We start from the raw sequence: 20,809 nt of genomic DNA on the forward strand, positions 1-20,809 counted from the left end.
TCATACTTTTTATAAATCTAAATCATCTAATGAATCATCCTCAAATACTATATCATCCTCAGGCTCAAAATCCAGCTCGATGGTATCATCAAATAAATCTGTATCTGTCTCTAATTCTGATACGTCCTCTACATAATCGTCTGCTACAGGTATATCTTCTAGTCCTTCAACATTAATATTAATTAATTCACTTTCATCAACCGTTTCTTTAATGTCAATTTCTCTCATGTTATCAGTCAATACTCTTACATCGAGTGACAGTGATTGAAGCTCTTTAAGCAATACTTTGAAAGATTCTGGTATGCCTGGCTCTGGTATATTCTCGCCTTTAACGACAGATTCATAAGTTTTCACACGACCTACAACGTCGTCTGATTTGATTGTTAAAATTTCTTGAAGTGTATATGCAGCACCGTATGCTTCAAGTGCCCAAACTTCCATCTCTCCGAAACGCTGTCCGCCAAATTGTGCTTTACCGCCAAGTGGTTGCTGCGTAATCGTAGCATATGGTCCTGTTGAACGTGCATGCATCTTATCATCTACTAAATGGTGAAGTTTAAGATAATGCATATAACCTACTGTAACTGGATTATCAAATTTTTCTCCGGTTCTGCCATCTCTTAGATAGATCTTACCTGTACTATCAAGCGGCACACCTGTCCATTCAGCTCTATGATCAAGATTTTCTTCTAGATAGTTATACATACTTTCATCTAACTTTTCTTTCCATTTATCTGAAAACTCTTCCCATGAATGGTTAACATAGTCGTTTGCCATATCTAAAGTATTCATGATCTCTTGCTCACTTGCTCCATTAAATACTGGGGTTTCAATCTTAAAGCCCAGTGCTTTGGCTGCAAGTCCAAGATGGACTTCAAGTACCTGCCCGATATTCATACGAGATGGTACCCCAAGTGGATTAAGCACAATATCAAGTGCTCTTCCGTTAGGTAAAAATGGCATATCTTCTATTGGAAGTACTCTTGATATAACCCCTTTGTTACCATGACGCCCTGCCATCTTGTCTCCAACAGAGATTTTTCTCTTCTGAGCAATATAACAACGTACCATTTTATTAACACCAGGATCAAGGTCATCTCCATTTTCTCTTGTAAAGATCTTAACATCTACGATAATCCCCGCTTCACCATGAGGCACACGCAGCGATGTATCTCTTACTTCTCTTACTTTTTCTCCAAATATCGCACGTAGAAGTCTTTCTTCAGCTGTGAGCTCTGTTTCACCTTTTGGCGTAACACGGCCTACAAGAATATCTCCTGAACGCACTTCAGCTCCAATACGGATAATACCTCGTTCATCAAGGTCTTTAAGTGCATCTTCACCGACATTTGGAATATCTCTTGTGATTTCTTCTGGTCCTACTTTAGTATCACGGGATTCAAGTTCATATTCTTCTATATGAATAGAAGTATAAATATCTTCTTGTACAAGTCTTTCACTAAGAAGGATTGCATCTTCAAAGTTATAGCCTTCCCATGTCATAAATCCAATAAGAGGATTTTGTCCGAGTGCAAGTTCTCCATTATCTGTAGAAGGTCCATCTGCTAAAACGTCTCCTGGTTTAACAATGTCTCCTTTTGATATAATAGGTCTTTGATTAATACAAGTTCCTTGGTTGCTGCGTTCGAACTTAGTTAACTTATAAGCATGTTTTTTGCCTTCATTATCTTTTATCACAATTTCTCTTGCAGTTACCTTATCAATAACCCCTGCATGTTTTGCAAGAACAAGTGCTCCCGAATCCATAGCGATCTTATACTCCATACCTGTTGCAACGATTGGGCTGTTTGTACGGATAAGCGGTACTGCCTGACGCTGCATGTTCGCACCCATAAGTGCACGGTTAGCATCATCGTTTTCAAGGAACGGAATAAGAGCTGTAGCTACAGATACAATCTGTTTCGTTGAAATATCCATTAAATCAATCTGAGTATAGTCAAATTCTAATATTTCTTCTCTTCGTCTTGCTGTAACACGTTTATTAATAAACTCCCCATTTTCAGCTAATGGCTCTGTTGCTTGACAAATCGTATACTTTTCTTCTTCATCTGCAGTAATATAAATAACTTCATCTATAATTCGTGGTTTGTCTCCTGATTTATCAACCACTCTATAAGGTGCCTCAATAAATCCGTACTCATTAATTCTTGCAAATGTAGCCAAAGAGTTAATCAGACCGATATTTGGACCTTCTGGGGTTTCAATAGGGCACATACGTCCATAATGAGAATGGTGAACGTCACGGACTTCAAAGCCGGCTCTTTCTCTTGAAAGACCGCCAGGTCCTAGTGCTGACAACCTTCTTTTATGTGTAAGTTCTGCTAGTGGATTGTTCTGATCCATAAACTGTGAAAGCTGTGAGCTTCCAAAGAACTCTTTAATCGCAGAAGACACTGGTCTTATATTAATAAAAGCTTGCGGACTAACCGCTTCTTGATCTTGAATAGTCATTCTTTCACGTACAACTCTTTCCATACGAGAAAGCCCAATACGAAATTGATTTTGGAAAAGTTCGCCTACTCCACGAATACGTCTATTTCCTAAATGGTCAATATCATCTGTATAACCCACTTCATATTCTAAGTGCATATTATAGTTAATAGAGGCATAAATATCATCTATTGTAATAGATTTTGGTATCAGCTCACTTTTTCTTGCTTTAATTTCATTTTTGATATCTTCAATATCTTGATGTTGTTCTAATATTTGTTCAAGAACAGGGTAATATACAGTGTCCCTAATATCTAGTTCCTCTGCATCTAGTCCTTCAAAACTTTGGATATCAACAGTTCTGTTGGTAAGGATTTTAACAGGTCTTTCTACACCTGGTATCTGTACAAATACAGCTTCTACCCCTGTATTTTGGATAGCATTTGCCAGTTTAACTGTTATTCTTTCTCCTTTTGCAGCTACAACTTCACCTGTAAACGGACTAATAACATTATCTGCCAAAACATAGCCATTAACCCTATTGCGAAGGGCTAGTTTTTTATTAAACTTATAACGGCCTACTTTAGCAAGGTCATATCTTTTGGGATCAAAAAACATATTATTAAGAAGTGTCTGTGCACTATCTACTGTTGGCGGCTCCCCTGGACGAATACGCTTGTACATTTCAATAAGACCTTCTTCATAAGTCTTACTTGTATCTTTTTGTATTGTCTCTAAAATCTTAGGTTCCTCACCAAACTTGTCTATGATTTCAGCATCAGTTCCAAGCCCCAGTGAACGGAGCAGAACTGTAATAGGCACTTTACGTGTGCGATCTACACGCACATAAAAAATATCATTTGAGTCAGTTTCATACTCAAGCCATGCACCACGGTTTGGAATAACTGAAGCTGCAAATAACTTTTTACCTGTCTTATCAAAACTTACAGCATAATAGATACCTGGTGAACGTACAAGCTGACTAACTATAACACGCTCTGCACCATTAATAATGAAGGTACCGTTGTCTGTCATAAGTGGAAAATCACCCATAAATACGTCACTATCAACACTCGTACCAGTTTCTTTGTTATGAAGGCGTGCTCTTACTTTAAGTGGTGCACTATAGGTTGAATCTTTTTCTCTACATTCTTCAATAGTATACTTTGGTTTGCTGTCTAAAAAGAAATCTACAAATTCTAAAATGAGATTACCATTAAAATCAGTAATGGGGGAAATATCTTGAAATACTTCTCTTAATCCTTCTGTTAAAAACCACTCATAAGATGCTCTTTGGATTTCAATAAGATTAGGTATTTCTAGAACTTCATCCTCTGTTCTAGCATAGCTCATGCGAATTTGTTTGCCCATATGAACAAGGCGACTTTTAGATTTTTGCATGTGTTTCTCACCCCTTGCAAAATTTATAAATAATGCATGTTACTGCACCGTTTCAAAAAAGGTATAAAATGTGACATAGTTCTAATTTACCGGATGGATGCTCAAAAATGTATTTTAAATTAGAATATGTATTGTAAAACTAAGACTGCTATGCTATAATGATAAAAAAAATTCATTTACTTTATAGCATATTAGCGGATTTTATAATGCTATCACAAAAAAAAGGTTAAGTCAACCTTTTTTTGTTTTTTTATACTTGTTTTTCTTTATTTTTCATTGATAACTATTTCCAGTTGCCAACTCATACAGATAAATATAACTATATCATTCCATTCTTACCGGTTCAAGGGGAAACCCCTTGTTATTTTTTTGCCCTCTATTAGCTCAGGTGCATGAAAAAATAAAAACACATAAAACATAGGCAGACACTTAAGTGTCTGCCTATTCATCTGTTCTTTTTTAATATTTTTAATTATTTTAATGTAACTTTTGCGCCAACTTCTTCAAGTTTAGCTTTGATTGCTTCTGCTTCTTCTTTAGCTATACCTTCTTTAAGTACTTTTGGAGCACCGTCTACTGCTTCTTTAGCTTCTTTTAAGCCAAGACCAGTGATTTCACGAACAGCTTTGATAACTTTAATTTTTTCTGCGCCAGCTTCTGTTAACTCAACATCAAATTCAGTTTTTTCTTCAACTGCTGCTGCTGGGCCTGCTGCAACCATAACACCTGCTGCTGCTGATACACCAAATTCTTCTTCACAAGCTGTTACAAGTTCATTTAATTCTAAAATAGTTAATTCTTTAATAGCTTCCATAATTTCTTGAATAGATAGTTTTGCCATTGTTAAGCACCTCCATAAATTTTGTTATTATATTATTGTTCTTCTTTTTTCTCTGCAACTTGTTTAATAACGCGTGCAAAGCTTGATATTGGTGATTTGAAGCTTCCAAGTAAACGACCAAGAAGTTCTTCTCTTGGAGCAATATTCCCAATAGATATCATACCTTGTGCATCATAATAATGTCCTTCAACTACACCTGATTTAAATTCTAATTTATCATTGCCTTTAGCAATTTTAGCAAGAATTCTAGGTCCTGCTGTAGCATCATCATAACTGATGGCTAGTGCTGTTGGTCCTTCAAGGTCTTTTGCAAGTTCTGCAAATTCTGTTCCTTCAATAGCAAAGTTCACCATAGTATTTTTATAAACTTTGTATTCAACATTGCTTTCACGAAGTTGTTTACGAAGATTTGTATCTTGTTCTACTGTAAGACCACGGTAATCAACTAAAAGAATAGAGCTTGCGCCACTTATCTTTTCTTTAATTTCGTTAACAACTACTTGTTTTTGTTCTACTTTTGCCATTATTACACCTCCTTGAAATCTTAATCTAAGCCGTACGGACAAAACTCGGTATTTAAACTGAATCTTATAGGTTGTCCACACTTCTTAATAGAAAAAAGCCACTTTGCTCTCAAATCCGCAGGCAAAGTGGCGATACATCCGTCCATTTATCGATAGACCTCGGTAGGTTGTATACGTTATGCCTTAAGACTCAGGCACCTACTGTCTGCGGTACAGTATTTAATTTGTCAACGTCTGTTATTATAACATCATTATAACAACTTGTCAACGTTTATCGAATCTTAAATTATTCTGCTTTCATTGGGTTGATTTTAATACCAGGACCCATTGTTGTTGAAACAGAAATGCTACGTAGGTATTGACCTTTTGCAGCAGATGGTTTTGCTTTTATAACTGCACTCATTAACGTGTGGAAGTTGTCTTGTAATTTTTCAGCACCAAAAGAAACTTTACCAATTGGAACGTGGATAATATTTGTTTTGTCAAGACGGTACTCGATTTTACCAGCTTTGATTTCGTTAATTGCTTTTGTTACATCCATTGTAACTGTACCAGCTTTTGGATTTGGCATAAGGCCTTTTGGTCCAAGTACACGACCAAGTCTACCTACAACACCCATCATGTCTGGCGTTGCAACTACGATATCAAAATCTAACCAACCTTCATTTTGAATTCTTGGGATTAATTCTTCCCCGCCAACGTGTTCTGCACCAGCAGCTAATGCTTCATCAGCTTTTGGTCCTTTTGCAAATACAAGTACTCTATGAGTTTTACCTGTACCGTGTGGTAATACAACCGCACCACGAACTTGTTGGTCTGCATGACGGCTATCTACACCTAATTTAATGTGGGCTTCAACTGTTTCATCAAATTTTGCAATTGATGTTTTTTGTACAAGTCCAAATGCTTCTGTTGGATCGTAAACGCTAGTGCGATCTACAAGCTTAGAAGCTTCAATATATTTTTTACCTCTTTTCATGACTTTACCTCCTTGTGGTATTATCGGGGACTAAGCCCTCCCACGTAAATATATACGCGCCTTTAAATTTTAATTATTCTTCGATTACGATTCCCATTGAACGAGCTGTTCCAGCAATCATACTGATAGCTGCTTCAATGCTGCCTGCATTTAAGTCAGGCATTTTAAGTTCTGCAATTTTGCGAACTTCATCTTTAGATATTTTAGCTACTTTTGTTTTAACAGAGTTAGCTGACCCTGATTCGATTTTACAAGCTTTCTTTAAAAGAACTGCTGCTGGTGGAGTTTTCGTAATAAATGAAAAACTTCTGTCTTGATATACTGTAATAACTACAGGGATAATAAGACCTGCATCTTTTGCTGTTCTTTCATTGAATTCTTTTGTAAAACCTACGATATTTACACCATGTTGACCAAGTGCTGGACCTACTGGTGGAGCTGGAGTTGCTTTCCCAGCTGGAATTTGTAATTTGATCATTCCTGTAACTTTTTTCGCCATTTAAGCGCACCTCCTAAAAAAATGTGGTATTCGCGGGGAATTCCCTCCCACTCGCGCGTTCATACTTTAACTTTTTGTAATATATTGAAGCCTACAATCATTGTGTGTAGATTCCTTAGACAAGTATCTCTATTTGAGTCATACTTATCTCTACTGGGAACTCACGACCAAATCCATTTACTGATACTACTACAGTACCTTTGGATTGGTGAACTTCTTTTACAATACCTTCGGAGTTTTCAAAAGCTCCTGTAAGTAATGTGACAGCATCTCCTACTCGAACAGTTGGCACAAGTACGAGCGTGTCTATTCCCATATTCTTAACTTCTTCTAATGAAAGTGAAACTGGTTTGGAGTCTGGCCCTACGAATCCTGTAACACCTCTGGTATTTCTAACGACATACCAGGTATCATCTGTCATTACCATCTTAACTAGTACATAGCCAGGGAATGTTTTTCTTTGAACGGTCTTTTTCACACCGTTCTTTTCTTCTATCTCTTGTTGCAAAGGAACTTCTACAGTATGGATGAGTTCTTGCATATTTCGATTTTTAATCGCTTTTTCTATATTAGCTTTTACTTTGTTTTCATAGCCCGAAAATGTATGAACTACATACCACTTTGCCTTCTCCATATTTGTTCCTCCATTATTATATTAATCCTTGTAATAAAAGCATGCCTTCGCTTAATACGAAGTCCATAGCTAAAATGATAAGTGCAACTATAGTAGATAGTACAATAACATTAAATGTCATCTTCATAAGTTCTTGTTTGTTAGGCCATACAACTCTTTTGCTTTCTCCAGCAAAATCTTTTAAAAACTCTATCATAATCCACTTCCTCCCTGGGTATTCTTTCACACAACTTATTTTTTAGTTTCTTTGTGTGCTGTGTGTGTTTTGCAGAATCTGCAATATTTCTTTGTTTCCATGCGGTCTGGATGTGCTTTCTTATCCTTTGTCATGGTGTAGTTTCTTCGCTTGCAATCTTCACAAGCTAAAGTAATTTGTACTCTCACGTTTTGACACCTCCACCTTAAGTTAAATCTCTTAAAAATTGCCATAAAAAAAAGACCTATTTAGGTACAAGTTAAATATATCATACTCTTAAACGGGTCGTCAAGCTTTATTATTGGATGTTTTTTGTAAAAATTAGGTTTTTCCCTGCTGCTTCTTGTAGGCATTTGCCGCTTCTTTAGGATTTTGAGGCAGCTGGACTCTTTCCAGCTTCTTTTTGGAATGCGTTTGCAGGAGAAGTAGATTACTCTGTTCATGTTCTATAATGGCTTGTTTAGCCTCAAGTATGGCAGCAACTAAGCGTTTAAGCTCATGTAGATCTGCTTCATATTTAACAACCTCTTTTAGCTCATCATATTTCTGCTGAAAAGCCAACTCAAGTTTATTAAGCTCTTCTGTAAGCTCATCTTTATAATCTGCCATCTGAGCAATCATATCTAAAGCATTACTCTCTTCTTCTTTAGTATCCATAGGAGCCAGCAAAATAGTCGTTTGATTATCAGTAATGGTATACACTTGTTCTAGTAACGCTTGAATTTGACTTAAATATCCTACTAACTCCTCCATAGGTTTCACTCCTTATTTTTTATCAATAAATAAGCCTTCTTCTTGTGACATGCCATAAGGGTTCGAATACATCGTATCTCTTTTTTTAAGCTGTCTTATTTTGCGCAGCTGAAGTTTGACTTCATCAAGCTGCATGTTAAATTCTTTTTGGTTTTGTTGATCAATTTTTGCTATTTCTAATAATATCTCTCTGTCTGCCTCTTCTAATACACGAGGCACCGCATTTGTTAATTGATCGATTTGATCTATAATAACTTGTTTCGTTTGCATAAGGCTTTGAAATTGGTCAATATCTTCGCTTTCTAGTGCTGTCTGCTGAAGTTTTGTGACTTCTAGCATTTGTAGCAGTAGGTCTTTTTTCATTGTGTAAACCTCCTTTTAAATAGGATAGTTCTTTTACTCTAATTAAGGAGTAAAAAATACATTAATACTTAAAACTAATGGACTAGGTTATATACGAGGTCCGCTTGGTGAGTGGGGATACTTTTTGCCTCTCCCGCCTCCCCACAGCCAAACCCGAGTCGAGTCAAAAAGCATCCCCACTCACCAAGCTATTCTTTGTAGATATATTTACCATGTTAAATTACTCGTTACTAATCTCTAATATATATCGTCCATTTAAGTCCATCAATTAATGCTCTATTCTTCATAAATTATATGAAGCAAAATAGTGCAGCCTAAGCTGCACTTAATAATTATACCTCATATACTTACTTTATTAATCCATGACAAAAAGACTTAAAGATTATCGCTATTTTAGGATATAAAAACTGCTACGCATGTTTTTTTACTTTCATAGCCTCTTGCCACACATCTCTAAATTCACGAATTAAATCTGCCGCATCTTGAAGTTTTTGAATACTTTTTTCTATATTAGCATCTACTAAAAGTTGATAAATGAAAATATATATAGCCTCCATTTCAGAAGCTATAGAATATTTAGTGTCTAAGGTTGCTCTTAGCTCTTCGATAATGTTTTGAGCTCTTAAGATATAGTTATGACTCTCTTGAGGTTGTTTTTTTTCTATAGCTTCTATCGCTTGATTACAGAACTTAATTGCTCCATTATATAGCATCAATGTAAGTTCTGCTGGTGAAGCTGTCATTATACTACTTGTTTGGTATTGCGCATAAGGATTGGCCATACTTACATTCCTCCTAATTGTTGTGATAACCAGCTGCTTTGACTATTAAGCTGACTTAAAGCTTTCTCCATTGCTGTAAACCTAGCATAGTACATATTCTCTAATCTTGAATATCTATCCTGTAATTTATCAATCTGTTTATTAACACCTATTAATTTCTCTCTATCGATAATATCGTGATAGAAAGAACCATAACTTTTAACATTACTTATCCCCTTAATCATTGATTGGAAAGACTCATGCAACTTATTTCCAATCCCTTTAATCGTCGTCCCCTCCGCAGATTTCCCTGCAAATAATTCTATCACTGCATCTGCATTTTCATTAATAGCTCCCCTTAACTTATCCTCATTTATATAAAGCTTCCCTTGTTCTCTCCAATCATTCGTAGTAATCCCTATACTAGATAGACTTGTATAAACATCTCTACCATTATCAACATCCTGTAGTATCCCTCGCATAGTATCCCTTAATGCTTTAAGCTGTGTATCATTACTGAATAACGAGTCTTTTATTTTCTTCTCCCATGCTGTAATATCACTTTCATTCATGCTCTCTTTCTGCTCATCTGTGAGTGGACTGTATGTACGTGATTTTTCTGCGTTAACTTTGGTATTAATATCTTCAATTAATTTATTATATTCATCTACAAAATCCTTAATAAAATTTACAGCACCTTCTATATCTTTAATAGAATTAATGGTAATCTTCTCACTTGTCTCACTTGTAATAGTAAACTTTATACCATTTATTTCTATACTATTGGTAGTGGATTCGACTGTCACCCCCCCATTATAAACTACTTTTGCACTGGTTCCTTTATAATCACTTTTAAATGTCCCCACAACATCTTCATCATCAGCATAAGTGTACCCAATCCCTAAAGCTTTTAGGGCATCTTGGTCGCCTCCTATTGTTATACTTTTGTCTTTTCCTGTCTGTGTGCTAGATATAATAAATCCTTTAAGTACGGTATCAAACTTTACAGTTGCTTCTGGATTACTTACTTTGTTGCCACTTGCATCAAGTTCACCAACAGCTTTTCGGAGCTCCGTCTCTAGATCCTGGATTTTAGTGGTACTTGAAATAGCTATATTAACACTTGCATTGCCATTTATCCCTATTGTAATTTCTTTATTTCCGACTATCCCTACCTCATCTAAAGTTTTATTTTTATCATCTATCCCTATTGATTTGGTGTTAACCGTTGCCTTGGTCGCCATCTTCTGAATTTCAATTGTATGATTACCTTCAGGAATAGTAATGTTTTTATCTAGTGATATGGCACTTGGATTAGATACTGTTACAGCTGTCTTATTAAATGTTGATTTCAGCCTCATTTTGTCTACATATTTGGTGAAAAATGTGTTAACTTGAGAATTCATATCTTTCCAAGCATCCTTTTTCCATTCTAAAAGAGTTTGCTGTTGCTTTTGACGATTAATTTTTAATTGTTCAGTCCCTAGCAATGCTTTTACCATGGCTTCAGTATCAAGCCCTGATGCTAATCCTGAAAATCTAATACTATTTACTGCCATAAATGTTCCTCCTTACCTTTTTTCATCTACAAAGATGCCTGCTGCTTCACACATCGAAGCTACCATGTCCAATATTTTTTCTGGCGGAAGTTCTTTAAGTACTTCCTTTGTTGCTTTATCAATTATTTTCACCATAATTTGTTTGGTTTTTTCATGTACAGAAAACGCCAGTTCTTTATCTCTTCCTTCAAAACTTTTATTAGCTTTTTCTATTGTTTCAATTACAGTTTTTTCTTGAACGTTAGGTATATACTTAATATCTTCTTGAAAGTTATTCATTGCCTTTTGCGTAATTCTACTTTCATGTTTGGTCATTGCTTCTGATTGATTATTACTTGCTTGATATGATTTTTGTGGTGCTACATTCCCCAAACCTTGTATGCCCATTTTCATAATCCCTCCAAATATTATTAAATTTTTCATAGTTTATATATGTTTACATTACTTAATAATCTATGTATAATATATCGACCATTATTTTTATTTATTAATACTGTCCTACTATTATGCATAACTTTTTTAGAATCTTCTCCCCTATCCCTTCGAATTCTTTGTTTTTCTCCACTCTAAATCCCATATACTATTCATTATGCTCCAATGCTGCCCCTTCTATTTAGGTTGATGTCGACATACACGCATTTATTACTCTTGGTGCTTAAATCCTTATCACCTATTTCATTTCTTAAATACTATTTTCTACATTTATTTCATCTTATTGTTTAATTCTATAGATATTGTTGATTGTGATTTAATTCAGCTTTACTACTTAGTACCCTCACAAAGTATTATTTACAATAATCTGTTAGGTTTTTGAGAAACTGGAATTTGCAAATCACTTGAATTGCTTTTGGCTGTGCTTCTTTTGTTACTGCCGCATAGCTAAAAGAACCATCTCTTGAAATTACAGTTATATCAGTATATGTTTTTAATCATTCACACCAATCTTAAATTCTCTTGAATCTAGTATATCAATTATCTTCTCAGTTTCTATGTCCACCATAATTGTCCCTCAGCTAACACATTTCATAAAAGTAAAGTTATAAATACAAACTTTTGAAATACTAGACTTATCAAATACATTTTTATAATCCTATGATTTTCACCGCAAAACATAGCTCCTCTAATTGATAATCCTATAAAAAAGTACAGCTGAGCCAATACCTCAACTGATAGTCCCCTCATTTTATAAAGGTATACTTCACTTTATATCTTCAGTAAAGCACATTAATCTATCAAAATAACATCAGTCTGCTTTCCCCCATATGTGTTCATTTCTACTTCTTGACTAAAAATGTTTCTTATGTTTTAGTATATTTTTCATAGTCTTATTCTCTATTAGAGTTGAATTCCTAAAATGTCAAGTATAACTACTAGTGTATTGTTAATATAAGACATTTAACTGCCTCCATGTATACTCTTTACGAAATAATATAGGGCTGTAGTATCCCTTCTATTTCTTCTTTCCACCTCATGAAAGTCGGTGTAACACCTTGCTCTATTTGTTTTTCTAAGTTAATTTCATTTTCTTGTTCATAACTTGCTACTGTTTTAGCAATAGCCGTTATTAAGTCATTTTCTAATTCTTTTATATTATTTTTTGCAAGATTAGATGCCATAGGTTCTAAAGCATTTTCAATACTTGCTATTCCTTCCATTACATCTTGTAAAATGAATAAAGCTTCTTCATATTGTAATTCTTTTAGTTGACTTTGAATATGTAGAATTCCTTCCTCTAGTGTATTTAAGAGCTCTAGTAGTCTTTCCATAACATCATAGTATTTATCCATTACCATTCCTCCTTATTGATTTATGAGCACCAACACTTTAAACTTTACATTGACTTCTTTACTAGAAAATACTAATTTTTTAGAACTATTCAACTATAAATTATAATTTGTTGTACAAGCTCTTACTGTATTACTACTATTCCGATCACCAAATTCTTACAATACGAAGATTCTTTTACACTATCTATTAACTTCGATTACATTAATTGATTTACTTTTAATTCTGGTATAATATTTTTTTCTGAAATTACTAATAGTATTAAACTATAATAAGTTTATAGCTAAGGCTACGCATTTTCGATTTACTTCTTTCTCTTATATATTTTAATTTAGATGCTAAGTGATATTTTACCATTGTTATGGAATCCACTTTGCATTTTTCTTGATAACTCTGGCTGGGTTTCCAACTACAATACAATTTGCCGGAACATCTTTAGTTACTACTGATCGCGCACCAATAACAGCCCCATCCCCAATCGTAACTCCCTTTAAAATAATGGACTCTCTCCCAATCCATACTCTATCACCAATAACTACAGGCGACTGCTTAGAGCTTTTAGATCCGTCCGAATAAATAATATCATGAAAATCACTATCCATAATCACTACGTTATTAGCAATAGCTACCTTGTGCCCGATAGTGATGCTATTCGAACACCGTATTTGAACCCCATAATTGGCATAACCTGAACCTAATGTTAATATTCCATCATCAAAAATACTTATATCACAATTATAGTAAAATGAAAAATTCCCCTTTATATCTAATATTGAGTTTTCTCCTATCTTAAGTAACATCTCAGCTTTAGATTTTTTTAATTTACAGGCATTAAGTACTAATTTCCCTTCTAATATAATCTTTGAACTGTTTTTAAGTTCCCATATAGTGTTTTTATATGGGATAACTCGACCACCTTTTTTGATAAATTTATTTGATAAATAATTACCGCTAATATAATATATATATTTCATTTGAAAAAAGTTCTGTAGGGCTTTTACTTTCTTTTTTAATAGTTCCAATGACCTCGTCTCCTTTTATGAGAAATAACTATTAATATTAGCAAACTATAATTTAGAAAAATCACAGTTATCCGGATCATGCCTTACTCTGAAGTCCTCATTTATAGCTTCTATCGCTGCCATTTCTTCTGGCAATAGACTAAAATCAAAAATAGAAATATTATCTCTCAATCTTTTTGAATCTTGCGTTTTGGGAATTGAAATAATTCCATTTTGATAATTCCATCTCAATATAATTTGAGGAACTGATTTTTTATATTTATCTGCCACTTGAAGAAGTATAGGGTTTTCTACGAGTTTTCTATGCATTCTAGCCAAAGGAGAGTATGCCTCAACGCGTATTTGATAGCTTTCACAAAAACGGGTTAATGGTTTCTGAGTTAAGCAAGGATGTAACTCAATTTGATTTACTGCTGGTATCACGTTAGCAATATTTAGTAGACTTTTTAGATGATGTTCATGAAAGTTACATACGCCAATAGCACGTACCAAGCCTTGTTTATATAAGTTCTCCATTTGAATCCATGACTCCAAATAGTGATCTGTTTCCGGCCAATGTATTAAGTACAAGTCGACATATTTTAGTCCTAAAATGCTCAAGCTTCTTTTTAATGCTCCTTCAACATTACCGCTTCTCTGTTGCGAATTACTTAACTTAGTAGTAATGAAGATTTTATCGCGATTTTTATCACATAATCGAATCGCCTCACCAATAGACTCATGGTTCTGATAAGCAGACGACGTATCAAAACTTCTATATCCATAAGTTATAGATTTCAACATGGTCTCAATGAGTAAATTGCCATTCATCGGATATGTTCCTAGCCCAATTACAGGCATTTCAATCCCATTATTTAAAATAAATTTTTTCAATATCTCACATCCCCTCTCCATCACTGCTTATTCTTTTTTGATGATATTATAACATGCTTTAGAATCCCTTAAAATTCATATGTTAGATTAATTGTCACTCATTTTTGTTTCATCTTTCTGATGCACTGCTTTGAAAAAAGCTTGATCAAAAGAATTTGTGGTAAGTTCTTCAAAAAACTTATGGCGTTGTTGTCCCCTAGGAGCACTTTCAAGCAAACAGGCATTGCCTCTTATAACCTCATCAATTGTACATTGTTCAGATACAATCTTACATCCCAGTTTGCCAAACAATGCTTCTCCTTTATTAGAATTCACAAGAACAACAGATGTTCCTTTATTTTCATCTAAATGTGGCCTAGTCTTTCCAATGCCCCAGAAATCCCCTAAAGTAATATCTGAAACTCTCGGTAATTCTTTATATTGGCATTTATGACAGCACGGTCGTAAATATAGATTATACTTTAAATATCCCACCATGTATAAATCATGATTCCGATCTTCAATATACTGTTGTCCATTTTCAAATTCTATTAATGTACAAAATCCATTCCAACCACGCGACTTATTTTTAAAAATCACTTTTTTTATAGGTTGTTCATAGCGGTTTTCTAACATATCTAAATACTTTTTATACACCATGGGAGAAATGACGCCTCTACAAATAAAATCACATTGGATTAAGTTTAAATGTGGTTTACCTAAAAATGCTGCTAAACCCGCATTTTGACATGGTGTCCCACAGAACAATATCTTTTTTTCAGTTTCTAATAATTTCAATACCTGCTCATACATATTACTTATATCACTTTGTAAATATTTCGATTGCCTTAACTTATGAATATCTGACGGGTGATTAATAATAGCATGCTCTACCATAAACTCGTTAATGTATCGTGCGCCTACAACATATCCACCATCTTGCAATATTTGATTTGCCAATTCAGTAAACATGCCTCCCGAAGTGCTATGGTATCGAATATGTTCATCTTTGCTCCATGCAGCAAATACATCTGGATTATCTGCATAGTTACTTTTTTTCCTTTTTAAGGAAGGGCATTTTGATATACAAATACCACATTGATTGCACTTTTCTTGTACTTTAGGATACCAAAAACCTTCTTCATCAGTTATCATATCTATAGCCTTTAAGGGACATGCATTAGCACAACTATTACATCCTGTACATAAAATTTTTTCTATTTTATCTATCACTTATGTCACCAACTTTATTATTTATAACTAAATATATATTTGATAGCATCTACTTCTTTTCACAACCCAATTCCTCTATCAAACCTATCACGTTTTCAATTGGTTTTATATAATTAGGAACAGTCTTTTCTAGATAATCCTTAATCTCATTTTCGCGTTTCAACATCCATATAAATGCCTTAGTTAACTCACTATCGTTTTTCATCTCTTGAACAGGAACCACATAATGGCTATAATCCCCAAATAAATCCTTTGCAATCCCTTTTGCCTTTATTGAATATCCCACTGCAAGTGTTGGTACATATGTCGAATATGCCGCTATTGTGGCATGTGTTCTGGCCCCAACAAATAAACAACATCTTGAGATAAATCCTTTCAGCTCCATACAGTTATGATCTTCAATTAATACTACCCGCTTAGTATGTTTAAATTCATTAAACAACTCCGTAAGTGGGGTTAGATCACTATTATCCTCAATCACAACATGAGGTATTAAGGCTACTTGCTTATTAGTTTGTTTTATTATATATTCAATTAATTTTCTGTAGTTTCTATATACCATATCTGAATTCATCTCATACCTTTGCACCAACGGGCTCAAATTAATACCTATTGTTTTCCCTTCAATAAATCCTTCTGGCAGTTCTAAATTGACTGTCGGCAGTATAAATGCCGTATCTGGAATAAGATGTGTATTTTTAGAAATACCTGCTTTTAGAAGTGCATTGAACGTCATTGTTTCTCTGGCAGTAATCAATGAATATCGTTTTAAATCTTCAATAACTTCTGGTTTAATAATAACATCTTCTTCAATCGATACCCCCCACAGGACATTTTTCACTTTTTGGGATAGTTTTTTATTTATATATGCCAAATTTTTATAATAATTGCCATAGCAATAATTATCCCCACCAATTGAAAAATAGATTGAATTTTGTTTAATATTTCTCAACAATGCCTCATTAGCATATCTATAATAATACGTGTTACATTCAAAACCATATCTCAATATGAAATTAATCATATAAGGGATAGTTTTCTCTTTAAAATACCGATGATATTGTACAATATCAAATAAGAAGCTCTCTAAGCCATATTTATAATCCATTTCTTTATTTTGTGAATATAACGTCATAATTGGACTGTAGCTTTTTAAAACTTCATATGTACTACGCACCAATGCTTCACATCCATGGTTGTCACTTCCTCCGTGACCATAAAAACAAATATTCATGTCACTCTCCACCTCTTCATTGTCACATTGCATCTTCTTTATTTATCAACATTACTACTATTAATTATTTATGAGAGTTGATATTTCATTTATATCCTGTGTAAAATTTTTTTTAAAGTCTTTGCTTCATTCACTGTAGTAAATGGAGATTTTAAGATATTATTATAATTTTCTTCTAATTGTTGTACCATCTGTGCTAAAGGTTGTTCGCATCCCTCACATTGATACCGCACAATCTTATCACACATTGAAATCATATAAGACCACTCTGAGTACCTTGCCCTAGGTTTAATTAAAGGAATCTTTTCAGAAAGATATTCTGTACGCTCTCTATACATTAAAAGGTATTCATTTAATAAATCTGCCGAAAGGTTGTTAGACTGTATAAAACTTGTCATATTATTGTCATGTTTTGTAAAATGATACAAGGGTGTTCCTTGAGCAACGATAGTATTCGCATTAGAAAATACTTTATAGATAATATGAATATCATCTACAAGTGCTCCTACCGGAAATCTTAAACCTTCAAACAGACTTTTACGAAAAAGCTTAGTCGGTGGTGCTACATTATATTTTTCCCGCTTTAATAATTCATCCAGTCCCTGTATTTTATCTAATACAATCAGCTCATCAAATATAAAATATGGTTCTAATCTATTCCCAAAGTCATTTAAACTTCCACATATTGAAATATCAGCATCATATCTAGTAATAAGATTAACAAGATGTTCAAACATTTTAGCATCACAAAAATCATCATCATCAACAATTAATATGTATTCACATGAGGCTGCATCAATAGCTAAATTTCTACCTACTGATGCCCCCTGATTTTCTGAAATGCTAATTAGTTTTATTCTATTATCCTTTTGAGTATAATTTTTACATATTGATGCGGTATCATCTGTTGAACCATTATTAATGAGTATAACTTCAAAATTAGAAAACGTCTGTGAAAGAACGCTTTCTAACGCCCGAGCAAGATAATTCATTCTGTTATAAGTTACAAGTATAACACTAATCATTGGTAAATTATTAAACATATTTAATTTCTCCCTAGTATTTCTATAAACTCCTAATCCCTTCCCCCTATTTAATAACTAATATATCCTATTATCAAATTGAGATTCACCTAATCCTAAACTTTTCAACTGTTTTTTTAATATCTCTGATATATCCTTTTGTTGAATTGAAACTATAACAAATATATTCTTCATCTTATTCATGGAGATTCCTTTAAGTACAGAGGGTAAATATACTTGTATTCCGTCAATTATACATCCTTCCTTTATATGGCTATTATCTAGGAATCCTTTTACATTATATCCTGCACTTTTTAGAATTCGAGCAGTCCCCTCACCATTATATCCTGTAGGGAATATATATATATCCTTGTCATCTTTACCTGCTACTATCTCCAATGTTCTCTCAATCACATCTTTTTGATAAAGATACAATCCCATATATGACCCATGCCTACATACAAAATCAAATAATTCTATTTCTGGAGATGTTTTATATATCGCTTTAATTACATCTATATTATCCTCGATCACTACTGATAGCTCCTGAATTTGATCTAAATCAAATGTATCACACCGCGTTGCAAATAGTCCTAATAGAAATGTAACTCTCGAGATAATATATTGCCTTCTAATACTTTCATACTTTTTTTCTTCTGCAAAATTTAATAATCTCATTGCAAGCACAAGGTGTGCCTTGCTGTGCAAATACGTCTTACTTGACGTAATCGACCCATTTGCTCTAGGTCGGTAACAATAAAATGGTTCTTTAATAAGAGAAAATTTTTGAGCATAACATACTACCTTAGGAAACCATTCCTCATCTTCTACATGGTATCCTTCTAGAAATTTGAGATCATTTTTAATTAAAAAATCACGATTTATTATAAATCTACATGTAGTACAGGTGAATTTTGGGAAACTCAAGAAATGTTCTACTATGATATCTGAATCTGGATTTCTAAATATTTCAGAATTAAAATCGACATCATTACAAAGAAAAGCCCCTCTCTCGGGCTTACAAATAAACTGACCTACAAGTACATCTGGGCTATTCTTTTTTAAAACTTCTGAAATATTTAAAAAACTATCTTTTATATACCAATCATCACTATCACAAAAATGTATATATTTACCTATTGCATTTTTAATACCTACATTTCTAGCTCCTGCCGGAAGAGAATTCTCTTCAAGATGTATTGTTGTGATATTTTTATATTTTGAAGCATATTCATCACACATTCTACCACTTGAATCTGTTGAGGCATCATCCACTAGTATCACTTCATAGTCATCAAAATTCTGATTTAATATACTATTAATACACTCGTCTAAATAGTTTTCCACATTATAGACGGGTATTACTATACTTAAAAGTGGCAAGTAGTATCACCTCCCAAAAAATATCTACAATCAACAATTTTCTTTGCTTTATAGTTTTTATTAATATCTCTAAATTCATCCCAAGCAGTAGCTAAAACAATTATATCCGATTCCTCACATAAGGTTTCTAATCTTTTATAATAATTTACTCCATTAAATTTATATGCTTTTGCAAATGCTTCATTTGCTATTGGATCATATGCAAGAATATTAGTGTATCCAGCCGCAATTAGAAGTTTAATAATCTTAGCGGAAGAACTATCTCTAACATCATCTGATTTTGGCTTAAAGGATAATCCAAGTATTCCTATCCTATCTTCTTTATTAGAAACACTCATTATCTTATCTGCCATAAATTCAGGCATGGTCTCATTTATTTTAATAACATTTTTAAGTATCATTGGTTCATATCCCTTTGCTAGTGCCTTGGCATACATAGCTTGAGTATCCTTTGGTAAACAGTATCCGCCATAACCACAACCCGGATAAACATAAGAGGACATATTGCATCCATTCCATCGCTTATCCAAATGTAATACTTTAAAAGCCTCTTTAATTTGAATCTCTCCTATAATATCCGCAACTTTTGACATTTCGTTTGAATAACTTATCATCGTTGCAAGAAGAGTGTTGGATAAATATTTTATAAATTCACCAGTATTAAGTGATACAGCAAAAAAAGGTGTATCAAAACTACTATATAGTGATTGTAGCATATGCTTTCCTTTTTCATCAGAAATGCCACAAACTATTCGATCAGCATTCATCATATCATCCCAACAGTAACCCTCTCGTAAAAATTCCGGATTATTAGCAACACTAAAAGTCTCTCTATTAAATAATCCTTTTTGTTCCAAATATGGTGTTACTCGTTCTGAGGTAGTAGATGGCGGAACTGTAGATTTTACAACAATAACTCGATATTTATCATCACTTAAAACACCCCAAAACATATCTATTGCAGAATAAATATACTTAAGATCTGCTTCTCCATTTTCCCCGCAAGGAGTCCCAACGCACAAAAATATAAAGTCACTATTTTTAGCAGCATCTTCTGCATCACTTGTAACTGTAAAATTTTTATCTATATGTCTAATTAAAGCCTTATCAAGTCCTGGTTCTATAAATGGAAGTTTTCCAGATTTTATCATACTTACTCTCTCATTATCTATATCAAAACCATATACTTTATTTCCTTTTTCTGCAAACGCTAAGGCCGTAGTCAGCCCCACAAATCCAAGCCCAAATACAGTTACTGTATATTTCATACGACTCCTCCTATCTTAAACTTTATCTTTATAATTCGTTCTGATGTAA

At 33.7% G+C, this 20,809-nt stretch carries 20 protein-coding genes, 1 pseudogene and 1 other annotated feature; all 21 genes and pseudogenes read right to left on the minus strand.

Going from position 1 to position 20,809, the window contains the following annotated elements; translation table 11 throughout:
• Positions 1 to 9 precede the first annotated feature (9 nt).
• Positions 10 to 3,852 carry a DNA-directed RNA polymerase subunit beta gene (gene rpoB / locus BN3326_RS08950; RefSeq protein WP_069998852.1) on the minus strand — a complete coding sequence of 1,281 codons (3,843 nt, stop codon included), beginning with the start codon at positions 3,850 to 3,852 and terminating at the stop codon, positions 10 to 12.
• Between the two features lie 472 nt (positions 3,853 to 4,324).
• Positions 4,325 to 4,693 carry a 50S ribosomal protein L7/L12 gene (rplL, locus tag BN3326_RS08955; RefSeq protein WP_069998853.1) on the minus strand — a complete coding sequence of 123 codons (369 nt, stop codon included), beginning with the start codon at positions 4,691 to 4,693 and terminating at the stop codon, positions 4,325 to 4,327.
• A 32-nt stretch (positions 4,694 to 4,725) separates the two neighbouring features.
• Positions 4,726 to 5,217: a 50S ribosomal protein L10 gene (gene rplJ / locus BN3326_RS08960; protein WP_069998854.1), complete on the minus strand. Its 492-nt coding sequence runs from the start codon at positions 5,215 to 5,217 to the stop codon at positions 4,726 to 4,728.
• Between the two features lie 82 nt (positions 5,218 to 5,299).
• Positions 5,300 to 5,446, minus strand: a sequence feature (ribosomal protein L10 leader region).
• Positions 5,447 to 5,503: 57 nt separating this feature from the next.
• Complete coding sequence (gene rplA / locus BN3326_RS08965) at positions 5,504 to 6,196, minus strand: 50S ribosomal protein L1 (protein ID WP_069998855.1); 693 nt, start codon at positions 6,194 to 6,196, stop codon at positions 5,504 to 5,506.
• 73 nt (positions 6,197 to 6,269) lie between these two features.
• A complete protein-coding gene (rplK, locus tag BN3326_RS08970) occupies positions 6,270 to 6,695 on the minus strand; it encodes a 50S ribosomal protein L11 (RefSeq protein ID WP_069998856.1) in 426 nt (141 codons plus the stop codon).
• 115 nt (positions 6,696 to 6,810) lie between these two features.
• The gene (gene nusG / locus BN3326_RS08975; RefSeq protein ID WP_069998857.1) at positions 6,811 to 7,329 is read right to left on the minus strand and encodes a transcription termination/antitermination protein NusG; all 519 of its coding nucleotides are present in this window, start codon (positions 7,327 to 7,329) and stop codon (positions 6,811 to 6,813) included.
• A 16-nt stretch (positions 7,330 to 7,345) separates the two neighbouring features.
• A complete protein-coding gene (gene secE, locus BN3326_RS08980) occupies positions 7,346 to 7,525 on the minus strand; it encodes a preprotein translocase subunit SecE (protein WP_069998858.1) in 180 nt (59 codons plus the stop codon).
• 35 nt (positions 7,526 to 7,560) lie between these two features.
• Positions 7,561 to 7,713 carry a 50S ribosomal protein L33 gene (gene rpmG, locus BN3326_RS08985; protein ID WP_069998859.1) on the minus strand — a complete coding sequence of 51 codons (153 nt, stop codon included), beginning with the start codon at positions 7,711 to 7,713 and terminating at the stop codon, positions 7,561 to 7,563.
• A 133-nt stretch (positions 7,714 to 7,846) separates the two neighbouring features.
• Positions 7,847 to 8,278: a hypothetical protein gene (locus tag BN3326_RS08990; protein ID WP_069998860.1), complete on the minus strand. Its 432-nt coding sequence runs from the start codon at positions 8,276 to 8,278 to the stop codon at positions 7,847 to 7,849.
• Between the two features lie 12 nt (positions 8,279 to 8,290).
• On the minus strand, positions 8,291 to 8,641 hold the full coding sequence (locus BN3326_RS08995; protein ID WP_069998861.1) for a flagellar protein FliT: 351 nt from the start codon (positions 8,639 to 8,641) through the stop codon (positions 8,291 to 8,293).
• A gap of 410 nt (positions 8,642 to 9,051) precedes the next feature.
• The gene (gene fliS, locus BN3326_RS09000; protein WP_069998862.1) at positions 9,052 to 9,423 is read right to left on the minus strand and encodes a flagellar export chaperone FliS; all 372 of its coding nucleotides are present in this window, start codon (positions 9,421 to 9,423) and stop codon (positions 9,052 to 9,054) included.
• 2 nt (positions 9,424 to 9,425) lie between these two features.
• Positions 9,426 to 10,961, minus strand: a complete 1,536-nt coding sequence (fliD, locus tag BN3326_RS09005; protein WP_069998863.1) for a flagellar filament capping protein FliD — start codon at positions 10,959 to 10,961, stop codon at positions 9,426 to 9,428.
• 12 nt (positions 10,962 to 10,973) lie between these two features.
• A complete protein-coding gene (locus tag BN3326_RS09010; protein WP_069998864.1) occupies positions 10,974 to 11,354 on the minus strand; it encodes a flagellar protein FlaG in 381 nt (126 codons plus the stop codon).
• 1,025 nt (positions 11,355 to 12,379) lie between these two features.
• Positions 12,380 to 12,748, minus strand: coding sequence for a DUF8042 domain-containing protein (locus BN3326_RS09015; RefSeq protein ID WP_069998865.1), 369 nt, complete (start codon positions 12,746 to 12,748; stop codon positions 12,380 to 12,382).
• 357 nt (positions 12,749 to 13,105) lie between these two features.
• Positions 13,106 to 13,282, minus strand: a pseudogene (locus BN3326_RS22885) (DapH/DapD/GlmU-related protein); the annotation flags it as partial.
• Positions 13,283 to 13,813: 531 nt separating this feature from the next.
• Entirely contained in the window at positions 13,814 to 14,641 is an 828-nt protein-coding gene (locus tag BN3326_RS09025; RefSeq protein ID WP_242875975.1) for an aldo/keto reductase, read from the minus strand.
• A gap of 87 nt (positions 14,642 to 14,728) precedes the next feature.
• Positions 14,729 to 15,853 carry a Coenzyme F420 hydrogenase/dehydrogenase, beta subunit C-terminal domain gene (locus tag BN3326_RS09030; protein WP_069998867.1) on the minus strand — a complete coding sequence of 375 codons (1,125 nt, stop codon included), beginning with the start codon at positions 15,851 to 15,853 and terminating at the stop codon, positions 14,729 to 14,731.
• 49 nt (positions 15,854 to 15,902) lie between these two features.
• The gene (locus BN3326_RS09035; RefSeq protein WP_069998868.1) at positions 15,903 to 17,087 is read right to left on the minus strand and encodes a polysaccharide pyruvyl transferase family protein; all 1,185 of its coding nucleotides are present in this window, start codon (positions 17,085 to 17,087) and stop codon (positions 15,903 to 15,905) included.
• Between the two features lie 89 nt (positions 17,088 to 17,176).
• Complete coding sequence (locus BN3326_RS09040) at positions 17,177 to 18,130, minus strand: glycosyltransferase family 2 protein (protein ID WP_069998869.1); 954 nt, start codon at positions 18,128 to 18,130, stop codon at positions 17,177 to 17,179.
• A 57-nt stretch (positions 18,131 to 18,187) separates the two neighbouring features.
• On the minus strand, positions 18,188 to 19,492 hold the full coding sequence (locus BN3326_RS09045) for a glycosyltransferase family 2 protein (RefSeq protein WP_069998870.1): 1,305 nt from the start codon (positions 19,490 to 19,492) through the stop codon (positions 18,188 to 18,190).
• Positions 19,480 to 20,760: a UDP-glucose dehydrogenase family protein gene (locus BN3326_RS09050; protein ID WP_069998871.1), complete on the minus strand. Its 1,281-nt coding sequence runs from the start codon at positions 20,758 to 20,760 to the stop codon at positions 19,480 to 19,482. The genes BN3326_RS09045 and BN3326_RS09050 overlap by 13 nt, the downstream gene beginning before the upstream one ends.
• Positions 20,761 to 20,809: the final 49 nt, after the last annotated feature.

The organism is Cellulosilyticum sp. I15G10I2, assembly GCF_900095725.1.
In the GTDB taxonomy this organism is placed as follows: Bacteria; Bacillota; Clostridia; order Lachnospirales; family Cellulosilyticaceae; genus FMMP01.

Bases quoted from the DNA above. Each gene is read 5' to 3' on its own strand.
- rpoB (WP_069998852.1), bottom strand. From the start codon at position 3,852: ATGCAAAAATCTAAAAGTCGCCTTGTTCATATGGGCAAACAAATTCGC.
- rplL (WP_069998853.1), bottom strand. From the start codon at position 4,693: ATGGCAAAACTATCTATTCAAGAAATTATGGAAGCTATTAAAGAATTA.
- rplJ (WP_069998854.1), bottom strand. From the start codon at position 5,217: ATGGCAAAAGTAGAACAAAAACAAGTAGTTGTTAACGAAATTAAAGAA.
- rplA (WP_069998855.1), bottom strand. From the start codon at position 6,196: ATGAAAAGAGGTAAAAAATATATTGAAGCTTCTAAGCTTGTAGATCGC.
- rplK (WP_069998856.1), bottom strand. From the start codon at position 6,695: ATGGCGAAAAAAGTTACAGGAATGATCAAATTACAAATTCCAGCTGGG.
- nusG (WP_069998857.1), bottom strand. From the start codon at position 7,329: ATGGAGAAGGCAAAGTGGTATGTAGTTCATACATTTTCGGGCTATGAA.
- secE (WP_069998858.1), bottom strand. From the start codon at position 7,525: ATGATAGAGTTTTTAAAAGATTTTGCTGGAGAAAGCAAAAGAGTTGTA.
- BN3326_RS08990 (WP_069998860.1), bottom strand. From the start codon at position 8,278: ATGGAGGAGTTAGTAGGATATTTAAGTCAAATTCAAGCGTTACTAGAA.
- BN3326_RS08995 (WP_069998861.1), bottom strand. From the start codon at position 8,641: ATGAAAAAAGACCTACTGCTACAAATGCTAGAAGTCACAAAACTTCAG.
- fliS (WP_069998862.1), bottom strand. From the start codon at position 9,423: ATGGCCAATCCTTATGCGCAATACCAAACAAGTAGTATAATGACAGCT.
- fliD (WP_069998863.1), bottom strand. From the start codon at position 10,961: ATGGCAGTAAATAGTATTAGATTTTCAGGATTAGCATCAGGGCTTGAT.
- BN3326_RS09010 (WP_069998864.1), bottom strand. From the start codon at position 11,354: ATGAAAATGGGCATACAAGGTTTGGGGAATGTAGCACCACAAAAATCA.
- BN3326_RS09015 (WP_069998865.1), bottom strand. From the start codon at position 12,748: ATGGATAAATACTATGATGTTATGGAAAGACTACTAGAGCTCTTAAAT.
- BN3326_RS09035 (WP_069998868.1), bottom strand. From the start codon at position 17,087: ATGAATATTTGTTTTTATGGTCACGGAGGAAGTGACAACCATGGATGT.
- BN3326_RS09040 (WP_069998869.1), bottom strand. From the start codon at position 18,130: ATGTTTAATAATTTACCAATGATTAGTGTTATACTTGTAACTTATAAC.
- BN3326_RS09050 (WP_069998871.1), bottom strand. From the start codon at position 20,760: ATGAAATATACAGTAACTGTATTTGGGCTTGGATTTGTGGGGCTGACT.